A 17,195-nucleotide genomic window follows, 5' to 3' on the forward strand; every position below is an offset into this window, starting at 1 on the left:
TTATGCCTGAACCAGCGGGCCGGGGTTTTTCAGGTACTGCTCGCGGATCGCCCGCGCCGACCAATAGGTCAACGCCGCCACCAGGCCGGTAGGGTTATAGCCCAAGCCTTGTGGAAACGCGGAAGCCCCCGGGACAAACACGTTGTGCACATCCCAACTCTGCAGATAGCGGTTCAACGCGCTGGTTTTCGGGTTGGTGCCCATGATCGCGCCGCCGTTGAGGTGGGTCGTCTGGTAGGACGCCGTGTTGAAGTGCTCACCGACCTTTTTGCCGAGTACGGCAATGGCTTTGGGGTTCATCGCTTCGGCGACCTTGCCCATTTTTTCGATCATGAATCGGTTCATCTTGATGTCGTTTTCCTGCCAGTCGAACGTCATCCGCAGCAGCGGCAGGCCGTAGGCATCACGGTATACCGGGTCCAGGTCCAGGTAGTTACCTCGGTAGGATTGATGGGCACCATGGGCATCCATCGACACCTGGTGGGTGTAGTAATCGGCGGTGGCGCGTTTCCATGCACTGCCCCAGGCGGGGGTGCCCGGCGGGTTGGAGGTACCGGCAATCGGCCGGCTGCCCGCCTGGTTGACCCACATCGGCGAGCCGCCCACAAAACCGTGTGGCCCGTGGTCGAAGTTGTCCGCGTTGAAATCATCGATGGCCACGCCATTGCCGCCCGCACCGATGAAGTTGTTGGTGTGGGTGTCCTTGTCGAAGAAGGCCTTGATGGTGCCCATGTTCTGGTAGGCGAAGTTCCTGCCCACCACGCCCTCATTGGTAATCGGGTCGTAGGGTTTACCGATGCCCGACAGCAGCATCAACCGCACGTTATGGAACTGGAAGGCTCCGAGGATCACCAGGTCCGCCGGTTGCTCGCACTCACGGCCCTGGGCGTCGATGTACGTCACGCCCGTGGCTTTTTTCCGGGTGCTGTCGAGGTTGACCTTGAGCACGTGGGAGTTGGGCCGCAGCTCAAAATTCGGCACCTGGCGCAGCGCCGGCAGAATGTTCACGTTCGGCGAGGCCTTGGAGTACATGTAGCACACATAACCGCTGCAGAAACCGCAGAAGTTGCACGGTCCCATCTGCGCGCCGTAGGGGTTGGTATACGGCCCCGACGTGTTGGCGGACGGCAGGTTGTAAGGCTTATAACCTACCTCCGTAGCTGCCTTCTGAAACAGCTGTGCGGAAACGGTATTTTTCTGCGCCTCCAACGGGAACGGGTTGGAGCGATCCGGCGCATAGGGGTTGCCGCCCCGGCCTTCGCCTACCAACTGGCCTTTGACGGTCCACGCCTGGCCGGAGGTGCCGAAGACTTTCTCCGCGTAGTCGAAAAAAGGTTCCAGTTCTTCATAGCTGACGCCGAAGTCCTGGATGGTCATGTCTTTAGGAATGAAGTTCTTACCGTAGCGCTCTTCGTAGTGACTGCGCATGCGCAGCTCGATCGGGTCGACACGGAAATGCACCCCCGACCAATGCAGGCCCGCGCCGCCTACGCCATTACCCGGCAGGAACGCACCCAATTGACGGTTAGGCAGGGCGACATCATTCACGCTGTGGCGAATAGTCACCGTCTCCTTGGAGATGTCCTGGAAGAGTTTTTTTCGCACGCTGTAGGTCAGTTCGTCGATGACCTGGGGATAGTTGCCGTCCGGGTAAGTGTCCTGCATCGGGCCGCGCTCCAGCGCTAACACGTTGAGGCCAGCTTCCGTCAGCTCCTTGGCCATGATCGCGCCGGTCCAGCCAAAGCCTACGATCACCGCATCCACTTTCTTCATGATGGTCGCCACGTTTATGCCCTCTCGCCGCGGATGGAAACAGCCGGGAAGGGGTATTGCTCGTTGCGTTCCACCCAATCCATGAAATCGGCGCGGGCGCCGGGAAAGCCAATCATGGTCCAGCCGACCATGCCTTTGTTGCCACCGTGGATCGGGTCGCAAAAAAAGCCTTCTTTGGTGTTTTGTAGCAGCAGGTTGAAGAACATCTTCGCCGGCACCGCTTCAAAATGGGCGCTCACTTCACTACCGCCCGCCTCCAGACGACGCAGCATGTCATCCTGGGTAGCGCTGTCTTGCCCAGCAAAAACTTTACCGTTGAATGCTTTCGACCATGCATCCGTCGCGGCAATGCCCAGGCGATAGATCTCCTTGGGCACCAATTTACTCTGCCAGCCCATTTCGGGGGCTGCGTCGGCATTGAACGGACCCTGCATGAACCACAGCGCGCCACTGGCGTACGGTGTGTTCATCTGGCGGTCGATATATTCCGGTGCACCCGCTTCCAATGCGCCAGGGCCTTGGGCATCGGCGGGGATCAAACGCGCGGCGGCAGCGTTGATAAACGCCCATTCTTCAGCGGTGAAATAACTCGGCTCGTAGGCTTTATCGCTCGCAGGTGCTTTGGCCGGCGCGGCTTGGGCGGGCTCAGGCGTGGCCATCAGCATCGAACCGCCAAGGCCAGTGCTGGCAACCGTGACCACCGGGATCAAGGTCAAGGATTTGCGCAAAAAGTCGCGCCGCGGGTTGTCTTGATCTTGATCAGACATGGGAGCACCTCATCATGTGGTCACGGGTTTATCCGCCGCTTCTGGGAGCAACGTGAAGGCATGGACTTCCAAGGCATGCGACACCTTGGCAACCAATAGTTACAAATGATAGCAGCCTAAGGATTTGGAAGAGTCAGTTCTGCTGCAAAAAACAGCAGATCAGTGCCGCCTGTTCACAATTCTTTGACGAGGACCTCACGCCTTGTTGACCGTCCGTAGACGAATCTGTGGCCCATCAGCCATTTCCCTATTCGGTTACAAAGCGCATGTCCAAGACTCGATTGCTTCCCGCCCTCGGCCTGGCGTTCATGGCACTGTTCGCAACCGTTCACGCTCAAGCCGAGGATGTGGCTTCGACCCGCTCGCCGGAATGGGCCCAGCCTGTGGGCGACCAATTCAATCTGCACCAGATGACGCCCACGCTTTATCGCAGCGCGTTGCCGGACAGCAGTGCGCTGCCGGTGCTGGAAAAACTCAAGATTGGCACGGTGATCAACTTTCTGCCGGAAACGGACGCCAGTTGGTTGAAATCGACGGATATCAAACAGGTTCAGCTGTCTTATCGCACCAACCATGTCGACGACTCCGATGTCCTCGCGGCCTTGCGTGCCATTCAGGAGGCCCAGGCAAACGGCCCGGTGTTGATGCATTGCAAACACGGCACTGACCGCACCGGCCTGATGGCAGCGATGTATCGTGTGGTGGTACAGGGGTGGAGCAAGGAAGATGCGCTGAACGAAATGACCCAGGGCGGCTTCGGTACCAGTAATGGCCTCAAGGACGGCGTTCGCTACATGATGAAGGCCGATATCGACAAATTGCGCACCGCCTTGGCAAATGGCGATTGCAGCACCAGTGCCTTTGCCCTGTGCTCGATGAAAAGTTGGGTAACCACTTCGGGAAAAGACGAGAAACAACTGTAACGAACAGCATCTGAGTAGCTGAAGAAAAAGCGGGGCACCCAGTGCCTAATGCCAGTCAGTTAAGCGATAGAGCGGACAACCAGTAACCTGTGGCGAGGGAGCTTGCTCCCGTTGGACTGCGGAGCAGGCCCAGTCTTTTCAAGCCCAAAGCTGGGGCCGCTTCGCGACCCAGCGGGAGCAAGCTCCCTCGCCACAGTGACTATGCTCCTCCTTAACTGACTGGCATTTGGCACCCAGTGCCCCGCTTTTTTTCAGTCTTTTTTCAGCTTCGGATTCGGAAAAAACTGCACCGCCTGTACTTTCGGGTCCGGTGCTTTCAACGCCGATGTATTCACCCGCGTGCCCAACTCCTTGGGCACCGACAGCCCTTGATCATTCAGCGTATCGGTATACCCGCAGGCCACGCATTCACGGTGTGGCACGCTGTCCTCGGTCCACATCTTCAACTTGTCCGGCTCGCTGCACGCCGGGCAGACCGCCCCGGCGATGAATTGCTTTTTGGTAATCACAGGCCCTTCGCTCATTCTGCCGCGTCCTCACTCAGGCCGCTGTGGCGCAAGAGTGCGTCAATCGACGGCGCACGTCCGCGGAAATCGACGAACAGCACCATCGGCTCCTGCGAGCCGCCACGGGCCAGAATGGCCTCGCGGAAGGCACGGCCGGTCTGCGGATTGAGTACGCCGTCTTCTTCGAATTTGGAGAAGGCATCCGCCGACAGCACTTCGGCCCACTTGTAGCTGTAATAACCCGCCGCGTAACCGCCCGCAAAGATATGCGCGAAGCTGTTGGGGAAACGGTTATAGGCCGGCGGGCGCATCACCGAAACCTCATCACGCACGCCTTCCAGCACCTGCGCGACCGTACGGCCATCGCCATGGGTGGCGTGCAGTTCGAAGTCGAACAGCGAGAACTCCAACTGGCGCACCATCATCAGGCCCGACTGGAAGTTCTTCGCCGCGAGCATTTTCTCCAACAGGTCCTGAGGCAGCGGCTCGCCGGTTTCATAGTGGCCGGAGATCAACGCCAGGCCTTCCGGCTCCCAACACCAGTTCTCCATGAACTGGCTCGGCAACTCCACCGCATCCCAGGCCACGCCGTTGATGCCGGACACGCCCGCATGTTCAACGCGGGTCAGCAGGTGATGCAGGCCGTGGCCGAACTCATGGAACAGGGTGGTCACTTCATCGTGGGTCAGCAGCGCAGGCTTGCCGCTGTCGGCCGGGGTGAAGTTGCACACCAGGTTGGCCACCGGGCTCTGCAGCACGCCGTCAATCGTGCGGCGGCGGTCGCGGGCGCCGTCCATCCAGGCGCCGCCACGCTTGTTGGCGCGGGCGTACAGGTCAAAGAAGAAGCGGCCGACGTGCTGGCCGTTTTCCTTGATTTCAAACAGGCGCACGTCCGGATGCCAGGCGTCGAAGCCTTTCTGCTCGGCGATCTCGATGCCGTACAGGCGCTGCACAATGGCGAACAACCCGCCCAACACTTTGTCGATCGGGAAGTAGGCGCGCAGGGCTTCCTGGGACACGCTGTAGCGCTGCTCACGCAGTTTTTCACCGTAGAACCCGCTGTCCCAGCTTTGCAGGTCGGCGCAGCCTTGTTCGGCGGCGTAAGCCTTGAGCTGTTGCAGGTCCTGGGCGGCAAACGGCCTGCTGCGCTTGGCCAGGTCACGCAGAAAGCTCAGCACCTGGTCACTGGACTCGGCCATCTTGGTGGCCAGGCTCAGTTCGGAGAAAGACGCGTAGCCCAACAGTTGAGCAAGCTCCTGGCGCAGATCGAGGATCTGCTCCATCACCGGCCCGTTATCGTTCTGACCGGCATTCGGGCCTTGGTCCGACGCACGGGTGCAATAGGCCGCGTAGACTTCTTCACGCAGAGCGCGATCCTGCGCGTAGGTCATCACCGCGTAGTAGCTTGGGAACTCCAGCGTAATCAACCAGCCGTCGAGGCCCTTGGCCTGGGCGGCGGCGGCCATTTGCGCCTTGGCCGAGTCGGTCAGGCCGGCAAGCCTGGCTTCATCGGTAATATGTTTGGTCCAGGCTTGAGTGGCGTCCAGCAACTGGTTGGAGAATTTGCTGCCCAGCTCCGACAGCTTGCTCTGCACTTCGGCATAACGCTTCTGCTGCTCAGGCGGCAAATCGATACCCGACAGGCGGAAGTCGCGCAGGGAGTGTTCCAAGATAGTTTTTTGCGCCACATCGAAGCCGGCGGCTTCCGGGCTGTTGGCCAGGGCTTCGAAGGCCTGGAACAAGGCACGGTTCTGGCCCATTTCGGTGGAGTAGGCGCTCAACGCAGGCAAACACGCCTCGTAGGCTTCGCGCAGTTCGGCGCTGTTGCATACGGCATTGAGGTGGCTGACCGGGCTCCAGGCGGCGCCCAGGCGGTCGTTCAGTTCATCCATCGCCAGGACCAGCCCGGCCCATGTCGGATTTTTACCTTGGCTTTGCAGGATGCCTTCGATGGCGACACGGTTGTCGGCGAGGATCTGTTCGATGGCCGGTTGCACATGCTCGGCACGGATCGCCGAGAACGGCGGCAGGTCGTAGGACTGCAGAAGTGGGTTGTTCGCGCTCACGGTTGGCACCTTGGCTGAAGAAACGGATAAGACAAAGATGGGGCCATCTTAATTACAATCAATGCCCACCGCAGCTATCAGCAAAAGAGAGAGAGGCTATCGTGACCCTTCGCAGCTATCAGAACCACACGCCAACCCTGGGCGCCGGGGCGTTCGTCGATATTTCGGCGGTGGTGATCGGCGATGTCGAAATTGGCGCCGACAGCTCGGTGTGGCCACTGACCGTGATTCGCGGCGACATGCACCGCATCCGTATCGGTGCGCGCACCAGCGTGCAGGACGGCTGCGTGTTGCACATCACCCACGCCGGCCCCTTCAACCCGGAGGGTTTCCCGCTGCTGATCGGCGATGACGTGACTGTCGCCCATAAAGTCATGCTGCACGGCTGCAGCGTGGGCAACCGGGTGTTGATCGGCATGGGCAGCATCGTCATGGACGGTGCCGTGGTCGAGGATGACGTGATCATCGGTGCCGGCAGCCTGGTGCCGCCAGGCAAGAAACTCGACAGCGGCTTTTTGTATGTGGGCAGCCCGGTTAAACAAGTCCGGGCGCTGACTGACAAGGAGCGCGCTTTTTTCACCTACAGCGCCGCGAACTACGTGAAGCTCAAAGACCTGCACCTGGCCGAAGGATTCGATCAATGACCTTGCATTACCCCACCGTACTGTTCGACCTGGATGGCACCCTGACCGACCCACGCGAGGGCATCACCCGCTCGATCCAGTACGCCCTCGGCAAACTCGGCATTGATGAGCCGGACCTGACCAAGCTGGAACATTTCATCGGCCCGCCGCTGCTGCAGGCGTTCATGCAGTACTACAGTTTCGATGAAGCCAAGGCGTGGGAAGCGGTGAACTTCTACCGCGAGCGGTTCAAGGTCACCGGGCTGTATGAAAACCGCGTCTTCGACGGCGTAATGCCTTTGCTCGAAGAGCTGAACGCCCAAGGTCGCCAGTTATATGTGGCGACCTCCAAGCCGTGGGTATTTGCCCGCGAGATCGCGCGGCATTTCGACTTTGCCAGGCACTTCAAGGTGATCTATGGCAGCGAGCTGGACGGTACGCGCACCAACAAGGTGGAGCTGATCGCTCACTTGATGCGCGAAGAGGGACTGGACCCGGCCACCACCCTGATGATCGGGGATCGCAAGCATGACCTGATCGGCGCCCGCAGCAATGGCTTGGATTCGGCGGCGGTCGGTTACGGATTCGGCAGTTTTGATGAATTGAATGCCGAGGCTCCGACTTGGCACTTTGAAACCGTGGATCAGATGCATCAGGCGTTTATGCAGCGCCCCTGAGGAAGCCATTGGAGGCAAGCCCCTTCCACAATTGATTGGCGTATACGGTCAAATGTGGGGCTTGCTCCCGATGAAGCCCTGACGCCCACCTGCTTCCAACTGCTTCAGTGCCGCTTTGCGCTGCTCCGCCGGCAACCCACCCAGCTTTTCCACCGCCGCGAAGAACCTCACCCAATCGCCACCTTCCTGCCTGAACAACGCCGCAAACGCCGGCACCCACTGGTCATATAACCCGAACGGCAACAACCGTGCATTGTTCATCGGCTGGTTGATCCACGCGTCATACCGCTTATCGCCGCCCCATTGGCTGTCGCGCATCCGCCGGTACTCACTGCGCAGGCGTTCGAACTCCGATGCTTTGGCCTGGCGCATCACATCCGTCGCCAATGGCTGCGCGTAGAGTTTTTCCAGGCGCTTGCGGGTGTCGAGAATCAGCCGGATAAATTGATCGCGTTGCTGCAGCGCCGCATCACCCAGTGGCGCCAGGCCGCGTGCTGTCCGCCATTGGCGGGTGCCTTCCTGCTCAACGAAGTTGGCGTAGGACTCATTGAACTCGGTGTCGTCCTTCACATAAAAGCGCTGGTGTGCCAGCTCATGAAAGATCAGCGTGGCCAGGCGCTCATCGCCCCAGTTCATCATCGAACTCATGATCGGGTCGTTGAACCAACCCAGGGTGGAATAGGCTTCGACACCGCCAATCGACACATCCATGCCACGTTGCTGCAACAACGCCGCTTCGCCTCGCGCCGCGCCTTGGTTGTAATACCCGCGATAAGCCACGCAACCGGCGATAGGGAAGCAATGGGTTTCGGGCGAGAGAGAAAATTCCGGCGTGGCGAAAACGTTCCAGACCACGTAAGGCCGACCAATGTCGGCGTACAGCCTGTAACTCCGGTTGTCCGGCAGGTGCAAGTGCTCGCTGGCAAAGGTCCGCGCCTTCTGCGCTTGCATCAAGTGATCTCGGAGCACCTGAGAGCGAGAAGGGTCTGCGATAACCTCGGAAACCGGCTCCCTGGCCCGCAATAGTTGCCACTGGCCGCTGGCCAATTGGCTGTAATAACTCACGCTGGAACAGCCGCTGAGCAGCACAACCATCAACCCTGGAAGAAAACGCCTGACCATGCCCCGATGACTCCTGGGTAAATTGCCCGCCAGACTAGCCTGCCTGCGCAGAATTTTTCCATGGCGCCGCGTGTTTATACTGATAGCAGAGCCTGTCCTACGCTTTCCTACCGCCGGAGTGCCCTCCATGCGCCAGCTTTTGCTTTGCATCACTGTCTTGTTTCTCAGCGCCTGCGCTTCAACCCCGGTTCCACCTGCCGACCCGCATCAGGCCTGGATCGATTTCGCCACGCCAACGCCGGGCGCCAAGCTGGTCATGGCCCAGCGCCTGGATGGCAAGAACCTCAACGACGGGCGTTTTTTCCAAGTGCCGCCCGGCAGCCATGAGCTGATGGTGCGGTTTGATTTTGAGGTACCCACGGGTGGCAGCTTCGGCGGGCTTGGGCAGACAACTGACCGTACCTGTTTCATTACCCTGCAATACGATCACTTCGAAGCCGGCCAACGCTATCGCCTGGAGGGGCGCTCGTTGGCCTACACGCCGAATATCCGTTTATATAACGCCGCCCGCCAATTGCTGGCTGAAGAGCGCAGCGTCAACTGCCTGTGATCAGTCGTTGTTTTTTTGATAGATGATGCGCTTGGTGCCGTTTTCGCAGGAGCCGACAATCATGGCAATGTCATGATTCTTGGCTTCTTCAGCGGTGATGATTTCCAAGGTGTAGGACGGAATCGCCTTGGCCTGGATCTTCACTTCGATCTCTTTCCTGAGCTCTTCACAATCTTTTGGCGCGGCCACAACCGAAGTGGCCAACGCACCGCAAATGATCGCCAAGGCAAAACGTTTCATGTGTGAAGCTCCCTGAATGCCTGCGCACGGGTGTGCGCCTAAGGCTGCATAGCCTATATGACCACATCCGGGAAATACGAGTTCTGATTTTGACGCAGAACAAATGTGGGAAGGGCGGTGCGACTTGGGCCTTCCCACATTGGATTGGCCGCGTTAGTTAACGAGCGTCGCATCCAGGCTGATGGTTGCGTTCAGCACCTTGGACACCGGGCAACCTTCCTTGGCCTTCTTGCTCAACTCATCGAATTGCGCCTGGCTGGCGCCCGGGATCTTGGCTTTCAAAATCAAATGCACGGCGGTAATCGCAAAACCACCCTCCACCTGGTCCAGGGTCACTTCCGCCTGGGTGTCGATGCTGTCAGCCTTGAGGCCGGCGTCGCCAAGAATCATGGAAAACGCCATGGAGAAACAGCCGGCATGAGCAGCACCAATCAGTTCCTCAGGGTTGGTGCCTTTGCCGCCTTCGAAACGTGCCTTGAAGCCATAGGGCGCTTCGCGTAGTACGCCGGTTTCGGTCGAGATGGACCCCAGACCTGTCTTCAGATCACCTTCCCAATGAGCCGATGCTTTTTTCTTGATACTCATAGCTATCTCCTCGAACGGTGGTTTTTGCGTCAGTAGGCGTTCTGAGGATAGAAGCTTTTGCAAAGTTCACTTTGTCGGAAAAACCTAGTGCTCCGGTAGGAAATTTTACGATCATCTATTGAATCTCGGGTATATGCCCTCATTGCAGGAAGATGCACATGAAGCGGCAGGTTTTGGTTCGTCTATTAAGCCTGCGCACCCAATGGAGAAGCTGGCTTATGAAATCGCTGTCCGACGTGAAATTTTCGACCCTCGACCTCGTACCCGTAAGGGCCAACGGCAGCCCGGCGCAGTCACTGCGCAATTCCCTGGACTTGGCCCAGCACGTGGAAAAGTTCGGCTACAACCGTTTCTGGGTGGCTGAGCACCACAACATGGATGGCATCGCCAGCTCGGCCACCTCGGTGCTGCTGGGCTATCTGGCGGGCGGCACCTCGACCATCCGCGTCGGCTCTGGCGGCGTAATGCTGCCCAACCACGCGCCACTGGTGATCGCCGAACAGTTCGGCACCCTGGAAAGCCTCTACCCCGGCCGTATCGACCTGGGCCTGGGTCGCGCTCCCGGTTCCGACCAGATGACCGCCCGCGCCCTGCGTCGGGAACGCTCCGGCAGCGCCGACGACTTCCCGGAAGACGTGGCTGAACTGATGGCCTACCTCGGCCCACGCACGCCAGACCAGCGGGTGATCGCCGTCCCGGGCACCGGCACCAACGTACCGGTGTGGCTGCTGGGCTCCAGCCTGTTCAGCGCGCAGCTCGCGGGGGAGCGCGGTTTACCCTACGCATTCGCTTCCCACTTCGCACCGCGCCTGATGCATGAGGCGATTCGCGTATACCGCAACCACTTTAAGCCTTCAGCCGTATTGGATAAGCCCTACGTGATGCTCGGCATTCCTCTGGTGGCTGCCGATACCGACGAACAGGCCGATTACCTGGCCACATCGGTGTACCAGCGCATTCTCGCGCTGATGCGCGGGCAGAGCCTGGTACAGCGCCCACCGGTAAAAACCATGGACGGTCTGTGGTTGCCCCATGAGAAAGAGGCAGTTGGCAGCTTTCTCGGCCTGGCCATGGTCGGCAGCCCGGCGAAGATCCGCGCCAAGCTTGAGGTGTTGATCGAGCAAACCGGTGCCGATGAGCTGATCTTTACCTGCGACCTGTACGAACACGCCGATCGAATTCATTCCTACGAGTTGTTGGCGCAGTTGATGAAGGGCTAAACCCTCCAGGCGAAAAAAAACCGACGCACTCGCGTCGGTTTTTTATGTCTGGTACACGGTATCAACCGCGTTTGTAGACGATTTCCTTGGTACCGCCGCCGCAGGTGCCAACTACTTTGCCATCGGCTGAAGCACCTTTATCCACGATCTCCAGGGAGTAGTGCGATCCACCTTTGGCATCGATTTTCGCCGCGATCTCGCTTTTCAGCTCTCCGCAGTCTTTCGCTGCCATTGCTGTACCCGCAATGCTCAACAAGCCTACCGCTAACAGGAACTTCTTCATCCGTTACTTTCCTTGCGCTGATCGAAAAGAACGTGCCGACGCGCGTTGCATCGGCACCCTAAGGTTGTAGCGCAGGTTATGGCAATCGGCCAGTCAGCAAGTTCAACCGGCGAGGTCAACTACTGGCAATTCGGAACCCCACCTTGAGCGTGACCTGGAAGTGCGCGGCCTTGCCGTCCTTGATGTGACCACGGGTTTCAGTCACTTCAAACCATTCCAAGTGCTTGATGCTCTTGTTGGCCTCGGCCAGGGCATTTTTGATGGCGTCTTCGATGCTGGTGGTCGAGGAACCGACCAGTTCGACTTTCTTGTAGGTGTGGTGATCAGACATAGCGTTTCTCCTGAGGGCTTTAATCAGCGTAGCAGTGAATGTTCGTACTGCTTCTGGCGACCGTTCCTACCCTAAAGTTCATATTTACTGCACTTTCTGAAAACCCAGGAGTCGGTATCTACACACGTCACTCAATCACTTCAGGAGAGTCCAAATGGCCAACACTTCTTTACGCAAAGCATCGCTGGAAAGCATGGAAGCCGAGATTTCGAGCCTGCTCAAGTCCCTTGAGAGCCTCAAGGACGATGCTTCCGATGAGTCGCGCAAAACCCTGAAGGCCCTGAAAAGCAATGCCGAGAATGCTCTCAAGCACTCCCGCCACCTGATCAGCGACGCCTACGAAGAAAGTAAAGTCAAAATCCGCGAAACCAGTGCCGCGACCCGGGACTACGCACAAGAACACCCGTGGACCACAGCCGGTGTCGCCGTTGGCGCATTGGGCTTGCTGGCCGCTTACCTGCTCTGCAAACGCGGTGATTAAACAGGCTGGCGCGCCAGCTCAGCCTTGAGCCATTGCGCCAGTTGCCGGGCGCGCCCATCTGCGGCGCGCTTGGGTAGCCACAACGCCAGGTGCGCCGGGGTTTCACTGAAACCCCACGGCGCTACCAGGCGTCCTGCACGCAGGTCCTCCGCGACCAGCGGTTCAGGGGCTATCGCCACGCCAAGTCCCGCTACCGCCGCTTCCAGCAAATAATACAAATGCTCAAAACCCTGGCCGTGCTTCAACGTGCCGGGCTCGATGCCGTGTTGCCGCGCCCAACTGGGCCAGGCTTGCGGGCGTGAGGTGGTATGCAACAGCGGCTGGCCGCACAAGGCTTGCGGCGGAGCCTCGCGCAGGTGCTCGAAATCCGCGAAACGTGGGCTCATGACCGGCCCGATACGCTCACTGACCAACTCGTACACTTGCATATCCGCCGGCCACGGTGGTTCGGCGAAGACCAGCAGCGCATCCAGCCCCGGACGACGCGGGTCAAGGTCGCCTTCGTCCGCCGACAGGTGCAGCCGCAAATCCGGCAGGTCGGCGTTCAAACGGCCTAGACGCGGGATGAACCAACGCGCCAGCAAACTCCCCGACAAGCCGAGCACAAAGGGTGCATCCGCGCCGCCCTGGGTGAGTTCTGCGCACACATCCCGCAATCGCTCGAACGCCTCGGCGCTGGCGTCGCGCAACCGCAGGCCTGCATCTGTGAGTTTAAGGCCTCTGCCTTCCTTGCTGAAAAGACTGACGCCCAGGTGTTCTTCCAGCACTTTCAGCTGACGGCTGACCGCGCCATGCGTCACGTGTAGCTGTTCAGCAGCCAGGCTGACGCTATTGAGGCGGGCTGTGGCTTCAAATGCACGCAGGGCATTGAGGGGCGGAAGGTCTCGACTCATCTGTGAGTTTTCCTGACAGGTTGCGGCAATCTTATCGGTTTTCAGCGTGGCGCGTGAGGGGGTAGAGTGGCCCTCATTGTTTTCTACACGCATTTTTTCCTGGAGCGTCCCATGACTCAGTCCCAGACCGATCTACGCAACGGCCCAGACGCCAACGGCCTGTTCGGCGCGTTCGGCGGCCGTTACGTCGCTGAAACCTTGATGCCGTTGATCCTCGACCTGGCCCGTGAATACGAAGCGGCCAAAGAAGATCCGGCTTTCAAAGAGGAATTGGCCTACTTCCAGCGCGACTATGTCGGGCGCCCGAGCCCGCTGTACTTTGCCGAGCGCCTGACCGAGTTCTGCGGCGGCGCCAAGATCTACCTCAAGCGCGAAGAGCTGAACCACACCGGCGCGCACAAGATCAACAACTGCATCGGCCAGATCCTGCTGGCACGGCGCATGGGTAAAAAACGCATCATTGCCGAGACCGGCGCGGGCATGCACGGCGTGGCTACCGCCACCGTGGCGGCGCGTTTCGGCCTGCAGTGCGTGATCTACATGGGCACCACCGACATCGAGCGCCAACAGGCCAACGTGTTCCGCATGAAGCTGCTGGGCGCCGAAGTGATCCCCGTGGTCGCCGGCACCGGCACCCTCAAGGATGCGATGAACGAAGCCCTGCGTGATTGGGTAACCAACGTCGACAGCACCTTCTACCTGATCGGCACCGTGGCCGGCCCGCACCCATACCCCGCGATGGTGCGCGACTTCCAGGCCGTGATCGGCAAGGAAACCCGCGACCAGTTGCAAGCCCAGGAAGGCCGCCTGCCGGACAGCCTGGTGGCGTGCATCGGCGGCGGCTCGAATGCCATGGGCCTGTTCCACCCGTTCCTGGACGACAAGAGCGTGGAGATCATCGGCGTTGAAGCGGCCGGGCACGGCATCGAAACCGGCAAGCACGCTGCCAGCCTCAACGGTGGCGTACCGGGCGTGCTGCATGGCAACCGTACCTTCCTGCTGCAGGATGACGACGGTCAGATCATCGACGCCCACTCGATTTCCGCCGGCCTCGACTACCCCGGCATCGGCCCTGAACACGCATGGTTGCACGATATCGGCCGCGTCCAATACACCTCGGTCACCGACGACGAGGCCTTGGATGCCTTCCACAAGTGCTGCCGCCTGGAAGGGATTATTCCCGCCCTGGAAAGCGCCCACGCCCTGGCCGAAGTGTTCAAACGCGCACCGACGCTGCCCAAAGATCACCTGATGGTGGTCAACCTTTCAGGCCGTGGCGACAAAGACATGCAAACCGTGATGCACCACCTGGACCTTTCTCAACAAGAGCATGCCCAGCAGGAGAAACACTGATGAGCCGCCTGCAAACCCGCTTTGCGCACCTGAAGGAACAAAACCGCGCCGCCCTGGTGACCTTCGTCACCGCCGGCGATCCGGGCTATGACACTTCGCTGGCGATCCTCAAGGGCTTGCCCGCCGCCGGTGCCGACGTGATAGAACTGGGCATGCCCTTCACCGACCCGATGGCCGACGGCCCGGCCATTCAACTGGCGAACATTCGCGCGCTCACCGCCAAGCAGAACCTGGCGAAAACCCTGCAAATGGTTCGCGAGTTCCGCCAAGACAACAACGACACCCCGCTGGTGCTGATGGGTTACTTCAACCCGATCCACAAATACGGCGTGCCGCAGTTCATCAGCGACGCCAAGGCAGCCGGTGTCGACGGCCTGATCGTGGTCGACATGCCACCAGAGCATAACGCCGAGCTGTGCGACCCGGCCCAGGCTGCCGGTATCGACTTTATCCGCCTGACCACGCCGACCACCGACGATGTGCGCCTGCCGACCGTGCTCAACGGGAGCTCCGGCTTTGTGTACTACGTGTCGGTAGCGGGTGTGACCGGTGCTGGCGCGGCCACCCTGGAACACGTCGAGGAGGCCGTGTCCCGCCTGCGTCGGCACACCGACCTGCCGATCAGCATTGGCTTCGGTATCCGCACGCCGGAACAGGCAGCGGCCATCGCCCGCCTGGCGGACGGTGTAGTGGTGGGTTCGGCACTGATCGATCACATCGCCACTGCCAAAAATGATCAACAGGCGATTGATGGCGTATTGAGCCTGTGCGCGGCGCTGTCGGAAGGTGTTCGCGCCGCCCGTACGTAAAGGCGGTGTAGCGATAGGTAAAGTTCCTGATACAGAGGAATCATACGCACGAATCAGTACCTAAACTGACAAGACCAAGGGATTTCGAACCCGGTTCGAAATCCCTTTTTTGTTCGTGCAGTACTGAGGAAAGCCCCCATGAAAATGCCTAAACGCTGGATCGCTGGTCTCGGCGCGCTGATGCTCGGCGCGAGTGCCCTGGCGCAGGCCGCGCCCTACGATGAGCGTGGCGGCCCCGGCCCAGACCGAGGTGGCCCGCAAGGTCAGCACGAACAACGCGGCGACGACCACCGTGGCCCGCCATCCAACCACCGGGGTGGCCCACCGGAAGATTTCGGCCCGGTACGCCAGGTGATCCGTGACAACCACAACGATTTCCGCCGTGGCCCACCACCGCCTCCCGGCGTGCGCCTGGTGCGTGGCCAGCCGCTGCCGCGCAACTACTACGGCGAACGCCTGGACGGGCGAGCCCTGGCCCATCTGCCGCAATACCCCGGGTATGAATGGCGTCGCTCCGGTGGCGATATCGTATTGATCGCCATCGGCACCAGCATCGTCTATCAGATCCTGGATGGCGCGCTGTACTAGAGCCGGAATGCCGGTGTGGCGAGAGGGCTTGCTCTCTCGCCACAGGGTGTAGCCTAAATCTCTATGCGTTCGACTTTGCCCACCAGTAGCACGTAGGACAGAGCCCCAAGCAACGCCAGCACAGCGATGTAGGTGATCGCCGGCGCAAACGAATCGCCGCTCGCCAGAAAGCCAATCACTATCGGTGTGGCAATCGCCGACAAGTTACCGATGAAATTGAACACGCCCCCTGTCAGCCCCAGCAAACGCGCCGGTGCCAGCGTCGACACCAGCGACCACGTAATGGAAGCCAAGCCATTGCCGAAAAACGCCACGGCCAGGAACGTAATCACCCATGCCGTCGATTCCACATAGTTGGCGCCGATGATCGCCGTGGAAATCAGCAACCCGCCGATGATCGGCAGCTTGCGCGCAAGGCCCACCGACGCACCGCGACGAATCAGCCAGTCGGAAAAAATCCCCGAGCACAGCACGCCGATAAACGCCGCCAGGAAGGGCAGCGACGCAAGCAAGCCGGATTTGATGAAGTCCATACCGCGATATTTCACCAGGTAGGTCGGGAACCATGTCAGGAAGAACCACAGCGTGGAGTTCAGGCAGAACTGCCCCAGGTAAATACCCCAGAGTTTGCGCTTGCTCAGCACGATGCCCAGGTCGACCCAACTGAATGGCGCCTTGACGGTTTTCGCCTGCATGTCCACCAGGCCGCCGCCCTCGCGGATCAATTCGATTTCAGCAGCATTAGCGCCCTTGAATTCCTTCGGTTCGCGGTACACCGCATACCAGATCAACGCCCATACAATGCCCACGCCGCCCGTGACGACAAACACCATGTGCCAGCCGAATGCGTGCTGCAGCCAGGCCAATACCGGCGTGAGAAACGCCAGCCCGACAAATTGCCCGGAGGTGTAGACGCCGATGGCGGTAGCGCGCTCGCGCTCGGGAAACCACGTGGTGACTACGCGGCTGTTGATCGGATAAGCCGGCGCTTCCAGCGCACCCACCGCCATGCGCAACACAAACAGCGCGATAAAGCTGGCAGCAAAACCCAGCATTACGGTGGCGACGGACCACAACAACAATGCAGCCGTATAGAGAATGCGCGGCGGCACTCGGTCCACCAGCCAACCTCCGGGAATCTGCATGGCGGCGTAGGTCCAGCCGAAGGCGGAGAAGATCAGCCCGACATGCACAGGGTCGATGCCCAGCTCACTGGTCAGCGCCGGCGCGGCAATCGACAGGTTGCTACGGTCGAGGTAGTTGATCACCACGGTGATGAACAACAACAGCATGATGAAGAAACGCTTTCTGCTCGGCGTGACTAAAGACGCCTGCCCAGTGAAGGATTCAGGTTGCATGGGGGGTGCCTCTTCTTATGTTTATTGAGGTCCGTGGAAAATCTGAC

At 59.8% G+C, this 17,195-nt stretch carries 20 protein-coding genes; 9 read left to right on the top strand and 11 right to left on the bottom strand.

Going from position 1 to position 17,195, the window contains the following annotated elements; genetic code table 11:
* Positions 1 to 1,785 carry a GMC family oxidoreductase gene (locus EXW71_RS12815; protein ID WP_134661087.1) on the bottom strand — a complete coding sequence of 595 codons (1,785 nt, stop codon included), beginning with the start codon at positions 1,783 to 1,785 and terminating at the stop codon, positions 1 to 3.
* A 2-nt stretch (positions 1,786 to 1,787) separates the two neighbouring features.
* Positions 1,788 to 2,540 (bottom strand): gluconate 2-dehydrogenase subunit 3 family protein, encoded by a 753-nt coding sequence (locus EXW71_RS12820; RefSeq protein ID WP_134661088.1) that lies wholly within the window; start codon positions 2,538 to 2,540, stop codon positions 1,788 to 1,790.
* Positions 2,541 to 2,806: 266 nt separating this feature from the next.
* On the opposite strand from EXW71_RS12820, the gene EXW71_RS12825 reads away from it, so the two are divergent.
* Positions 2,807 to 3,463 carry a dual specificity protein phosphatase family protein gene (locus EXW71_RS12825; protein ID WP_123716705.1) on the top strand — a complete coding sequence of 219 codons (657 nt, stop codon included), beginning with the start codon at positions 2,807 to 2,809 and terminating at the stop codon, positions 3,461 to 3,463.
* 251 nt (positions 3,464 to 3,714) lie between these two features.
* Here EXW71_RS12825 and EXW71_RS12830 read toward each other — a convergent pair whose 3' ends face one another.
* The gene (locus EXW71_RS12830) at positions 3,715 to 3,987 is read right to left on the bottom strand and encodes a YheV family putative zinc ribbon protein (protein WP_027608125.1); all 273 of its coding nucleotides are present in this window, start codon (positions 3,985 to 3,987) and stop codon (positions 3,715 to 3,717) included.
* Positions 3,984 to 6,035, bottom strand: a complete 2,052-nt coding sequence (gene prlC / locus EXW71_RS12835; protein WP_134661089.1) for an oligopeptidase A — start codon at positions 6,033 to 6,035, stop codon at positions 3,984 to 3,986. Before prlC ends, EXW71_RS12830 begins: the two co-directional genes overlap by 4 nt.
* Before the next feature lie 101 nt (positions 6,036 to 6,136).
* Between prlC and EXW71_RS12840 the strand changes: the two genes are divergently transcribed.
* Together EXW71_RS12840 and EXW71_RS12845 are read left to right on the top strand one after the other, a co-directional pair.
* Positions 6,137 to 6,679 carry a gamma carbonic anhydrase family protein gene (locus tag EXW71_RS12840; RefSeq protein ID WP_123716703.1) on the top strand — a complete coding sequence of 181 codons (543 nt, stop codon included), beginning with the start codon at positions 6,137 to 6,139 and terminating at the stop codon, positions 6,677 to 6,679.
* Positions 6,676 to 7,335, top strand: coding sequence for an HAD family hydrolase (locus tag EXW71_RS12845; RefSeq protein WP_134661090.1), 660 nt, complete (start codon positions 6,676 to 6,678; stop codon positions 7,333 to 7,335). The genes EXW71_RS12840 and EXW71_RS12845 overlap by 4 nt, the downstream gene beginning before the upstream one ends.
* Before the next feature lie 48 nt (positions 7,336 to 7,383).
* Here the strand turns inward: EXW71_RS12845 and EXW71_RS12850 are convergent, their stop codons facing one another.
* Entirely contained in the window at positions 7,384 to 8,457 is a 1,074-nt protein-coding gene (locus tag EXW71_RS12850; RefSeq protein WP_134661091.1) for an aminopeptidase, read from the bottom strand.
* A 127-nt stretch (positions 8,458 to 8,584) separates the two neighbouring features.
* Here EXW71_RS12850 and EXW71_RS12855 point away from each other — a divergent pair, with 127 nt between their 5' ends.
* Positions 8,585 to 9,007, top strand: a complete 423-nt coding sequence (locus tag EXW71_RS12855) for a hypothetical protein (protein ID WP_123716700.1) — start codon at positions 8,585 to 8,587, stop codon at positions 9,005 to 9,007.
* On the opposite strand, the gene EXW71_RS12860 is transcribed toward EXW71_RS12855, so the two are convergent.
* Together EXW71_RS12860 and EXW71_RS12865 are read right to left on the bottom strand one after the other, a co-directional pair.
* Positions 9,008 to 9,247: a DUF1161 domain-containing protein gene (locus EXW71_RS12860; protein WP_123716699.1), complete on the bottom strand. Its 240-nt coding sequence runs from the start codon at positions 9,245 to 9,247 to the stop codon at positions 9,008 to 9,010.
* A gap of 153 nt (positions 9,248 to 9,400) precedes the next feature.
* On the bottom strand, positions 9,401 to 9,832 hold the full coding sequence (locus tag EXW71_RS12865; protein ID WP_123716698.1) for an OsmC family protein: 432 nt from the start codon (positions 9,830 to 9,832) through the stop codon (positions 9,401 to 9,403).
* A 218-nt stretch (positions 9,833 to 10,050) separates the two neighbouring features.
* On the opposite strand from EXW71_RS12865, the gene EXW71_RS12870 reads away from it, so the two are divergent.
* Entirely contained in the window at positions 10,051 to 11,052 is a 1,002-nt protein-coding gene (locus EXW71_RS12870; RefSeq protein ID WP_123716697.1) for an LLM class flavin-dependent oxidoreductase, read from the top strand.
* 61 nt (positions 11,053 to 11,113) lie between these two features.
* On the opposite strand, the gene EXW71_RS12875 is transcribed toward EXW71_RS12870, so the two are convergent.
* On the bottom strand, positions 11,114 to 11,335 hold the full coding sequence (locus EXW71_RS12875) for a DUF1161 domain-containing protein (RefSeq protein ID WP_123716696.1): 222 nt from the start codon (positions 11,333 to 11,335) through the stop codon (positions 11,114 to 11,116).
* A gap of 115 nt (positions 11,336 to 11,450) precedes the next feature.
* The gene (locus EXW71_RS12880) at positions 11,451 to 11,666 is read right to left on the bottom strand and encodes a dodecin (protein ID WP_134661092.1); all 216 of its coding nucleotides are present in this window, start codon (positions 11,664 to 11,666) and stop codon (positions 11,451 to 11,453) included.
* Positions 11,667 to 11,820: 154 nt separating this feature from the next.
* On the opposite strand from EXW71_RS12880, the gene EXW71_RS12885 reads away from it, so the two are divergent.
* Positions 11,821 to 12,147, top strand: coding sequence for a YqjD family protein (locus EXW71_RS12885; RefSeq protein ID WP_003187304.1), 327 nt, complete (start codon positions 11,821 to 11,823; stop codon positions 12,145 to 12,147).
* On the opposite strand, the gene EXW71_RS12890 is transcribed toward EXW71_RS12885, so the two are convergent.
* The gene (locus tag EXW71_RS12890) at positions 12,144 to 13,040 is read right to left on the bottom strand and encodes a LysR family transcriptional regulator (protein ID WP_134661093.1); all 897 of its coding nucleotides are present in this window, start codon (positions 13,038 to 13,040) and stop codon (positions 12,144 to 12,146) included. The genes EXW71_RS12885 and EXW71_RS12890 overlap by 4 nt on opposite strands.
* Positions 13,041 to 13,151: 111 nt before the next feature.
* Between EXW71_RS12890 and trpB the strand changes: the two genes are divergently transcribed.
* The 3 genes from trpB to EXW71_RS12905 all read left to right on the top strand — a co-directional run bounded on the left by trpB (position 13,152) and on the right by EXW71_RS12905 (position 15,790).
* A complete protein-coding gene (gene trpB / locus EXW71_RS12895; protein ID WP_134661094.1) occupies positions 13,152 to 14,393 on the top strand; it encodes a tryptophan synthase subunit beta in 1,242 nt (413 codons plus the stop codon).
* Positions 14,393 to 15,202, top strand: coding sequence for a tryptophan synthase subunit alpha (gene trpA, locus EXW71_RS12900; RefSeq protein WP_134661095.1), 810 nt, complete (start codon positions 14,393 to 14,395; stop codon positions 15,200 to 15,202). Before trpB ends, trpA begins: the two co-directional genes overlap by 1 nt.
* Before the next feature lie 138 nt (positions 15,203 to 15,340).
* Positions 15,341 to 15,790, top strand: coding sequence for an anti-virulence regulator CigR family protein (locus EXW71_RS12905; protein ID WP_123716692.1), 450 nt, complete (start codon positions 15,341 to 15,343; stop codon positions 15,788 to 15,790).
* Between the two features lie 53 nt (positions 15,791 to 15,843).
* Here the strand turns inward: EXW71_RS12905 and EXW71_RS12910 are convergent, their stop codons facing one another.
* On the bottom strand, positions 15,844 to 17,148 hold the full coding sequence (locus EXW71_RS12910; RefSeq protein WP_123716691.1) for an MFS transporter: 1,305 nt from the start codon (positions 17,146 to 17,148) through the stop codon (positions 15,844 to 15,846).
* Positions 17,149 to 17,195: the final 47 nt, after the last annotated feature.

The sequence above is a fragment of the Pseudomonas sp. BCA17 genome (assembly GCF_004519405.1).
Classification (GTDB): Bacteria; Pseudomonadota; Gammaproteobacteria; order Pseudomonadales; family Pseudomonadaceae; genus Aquipseudomonas.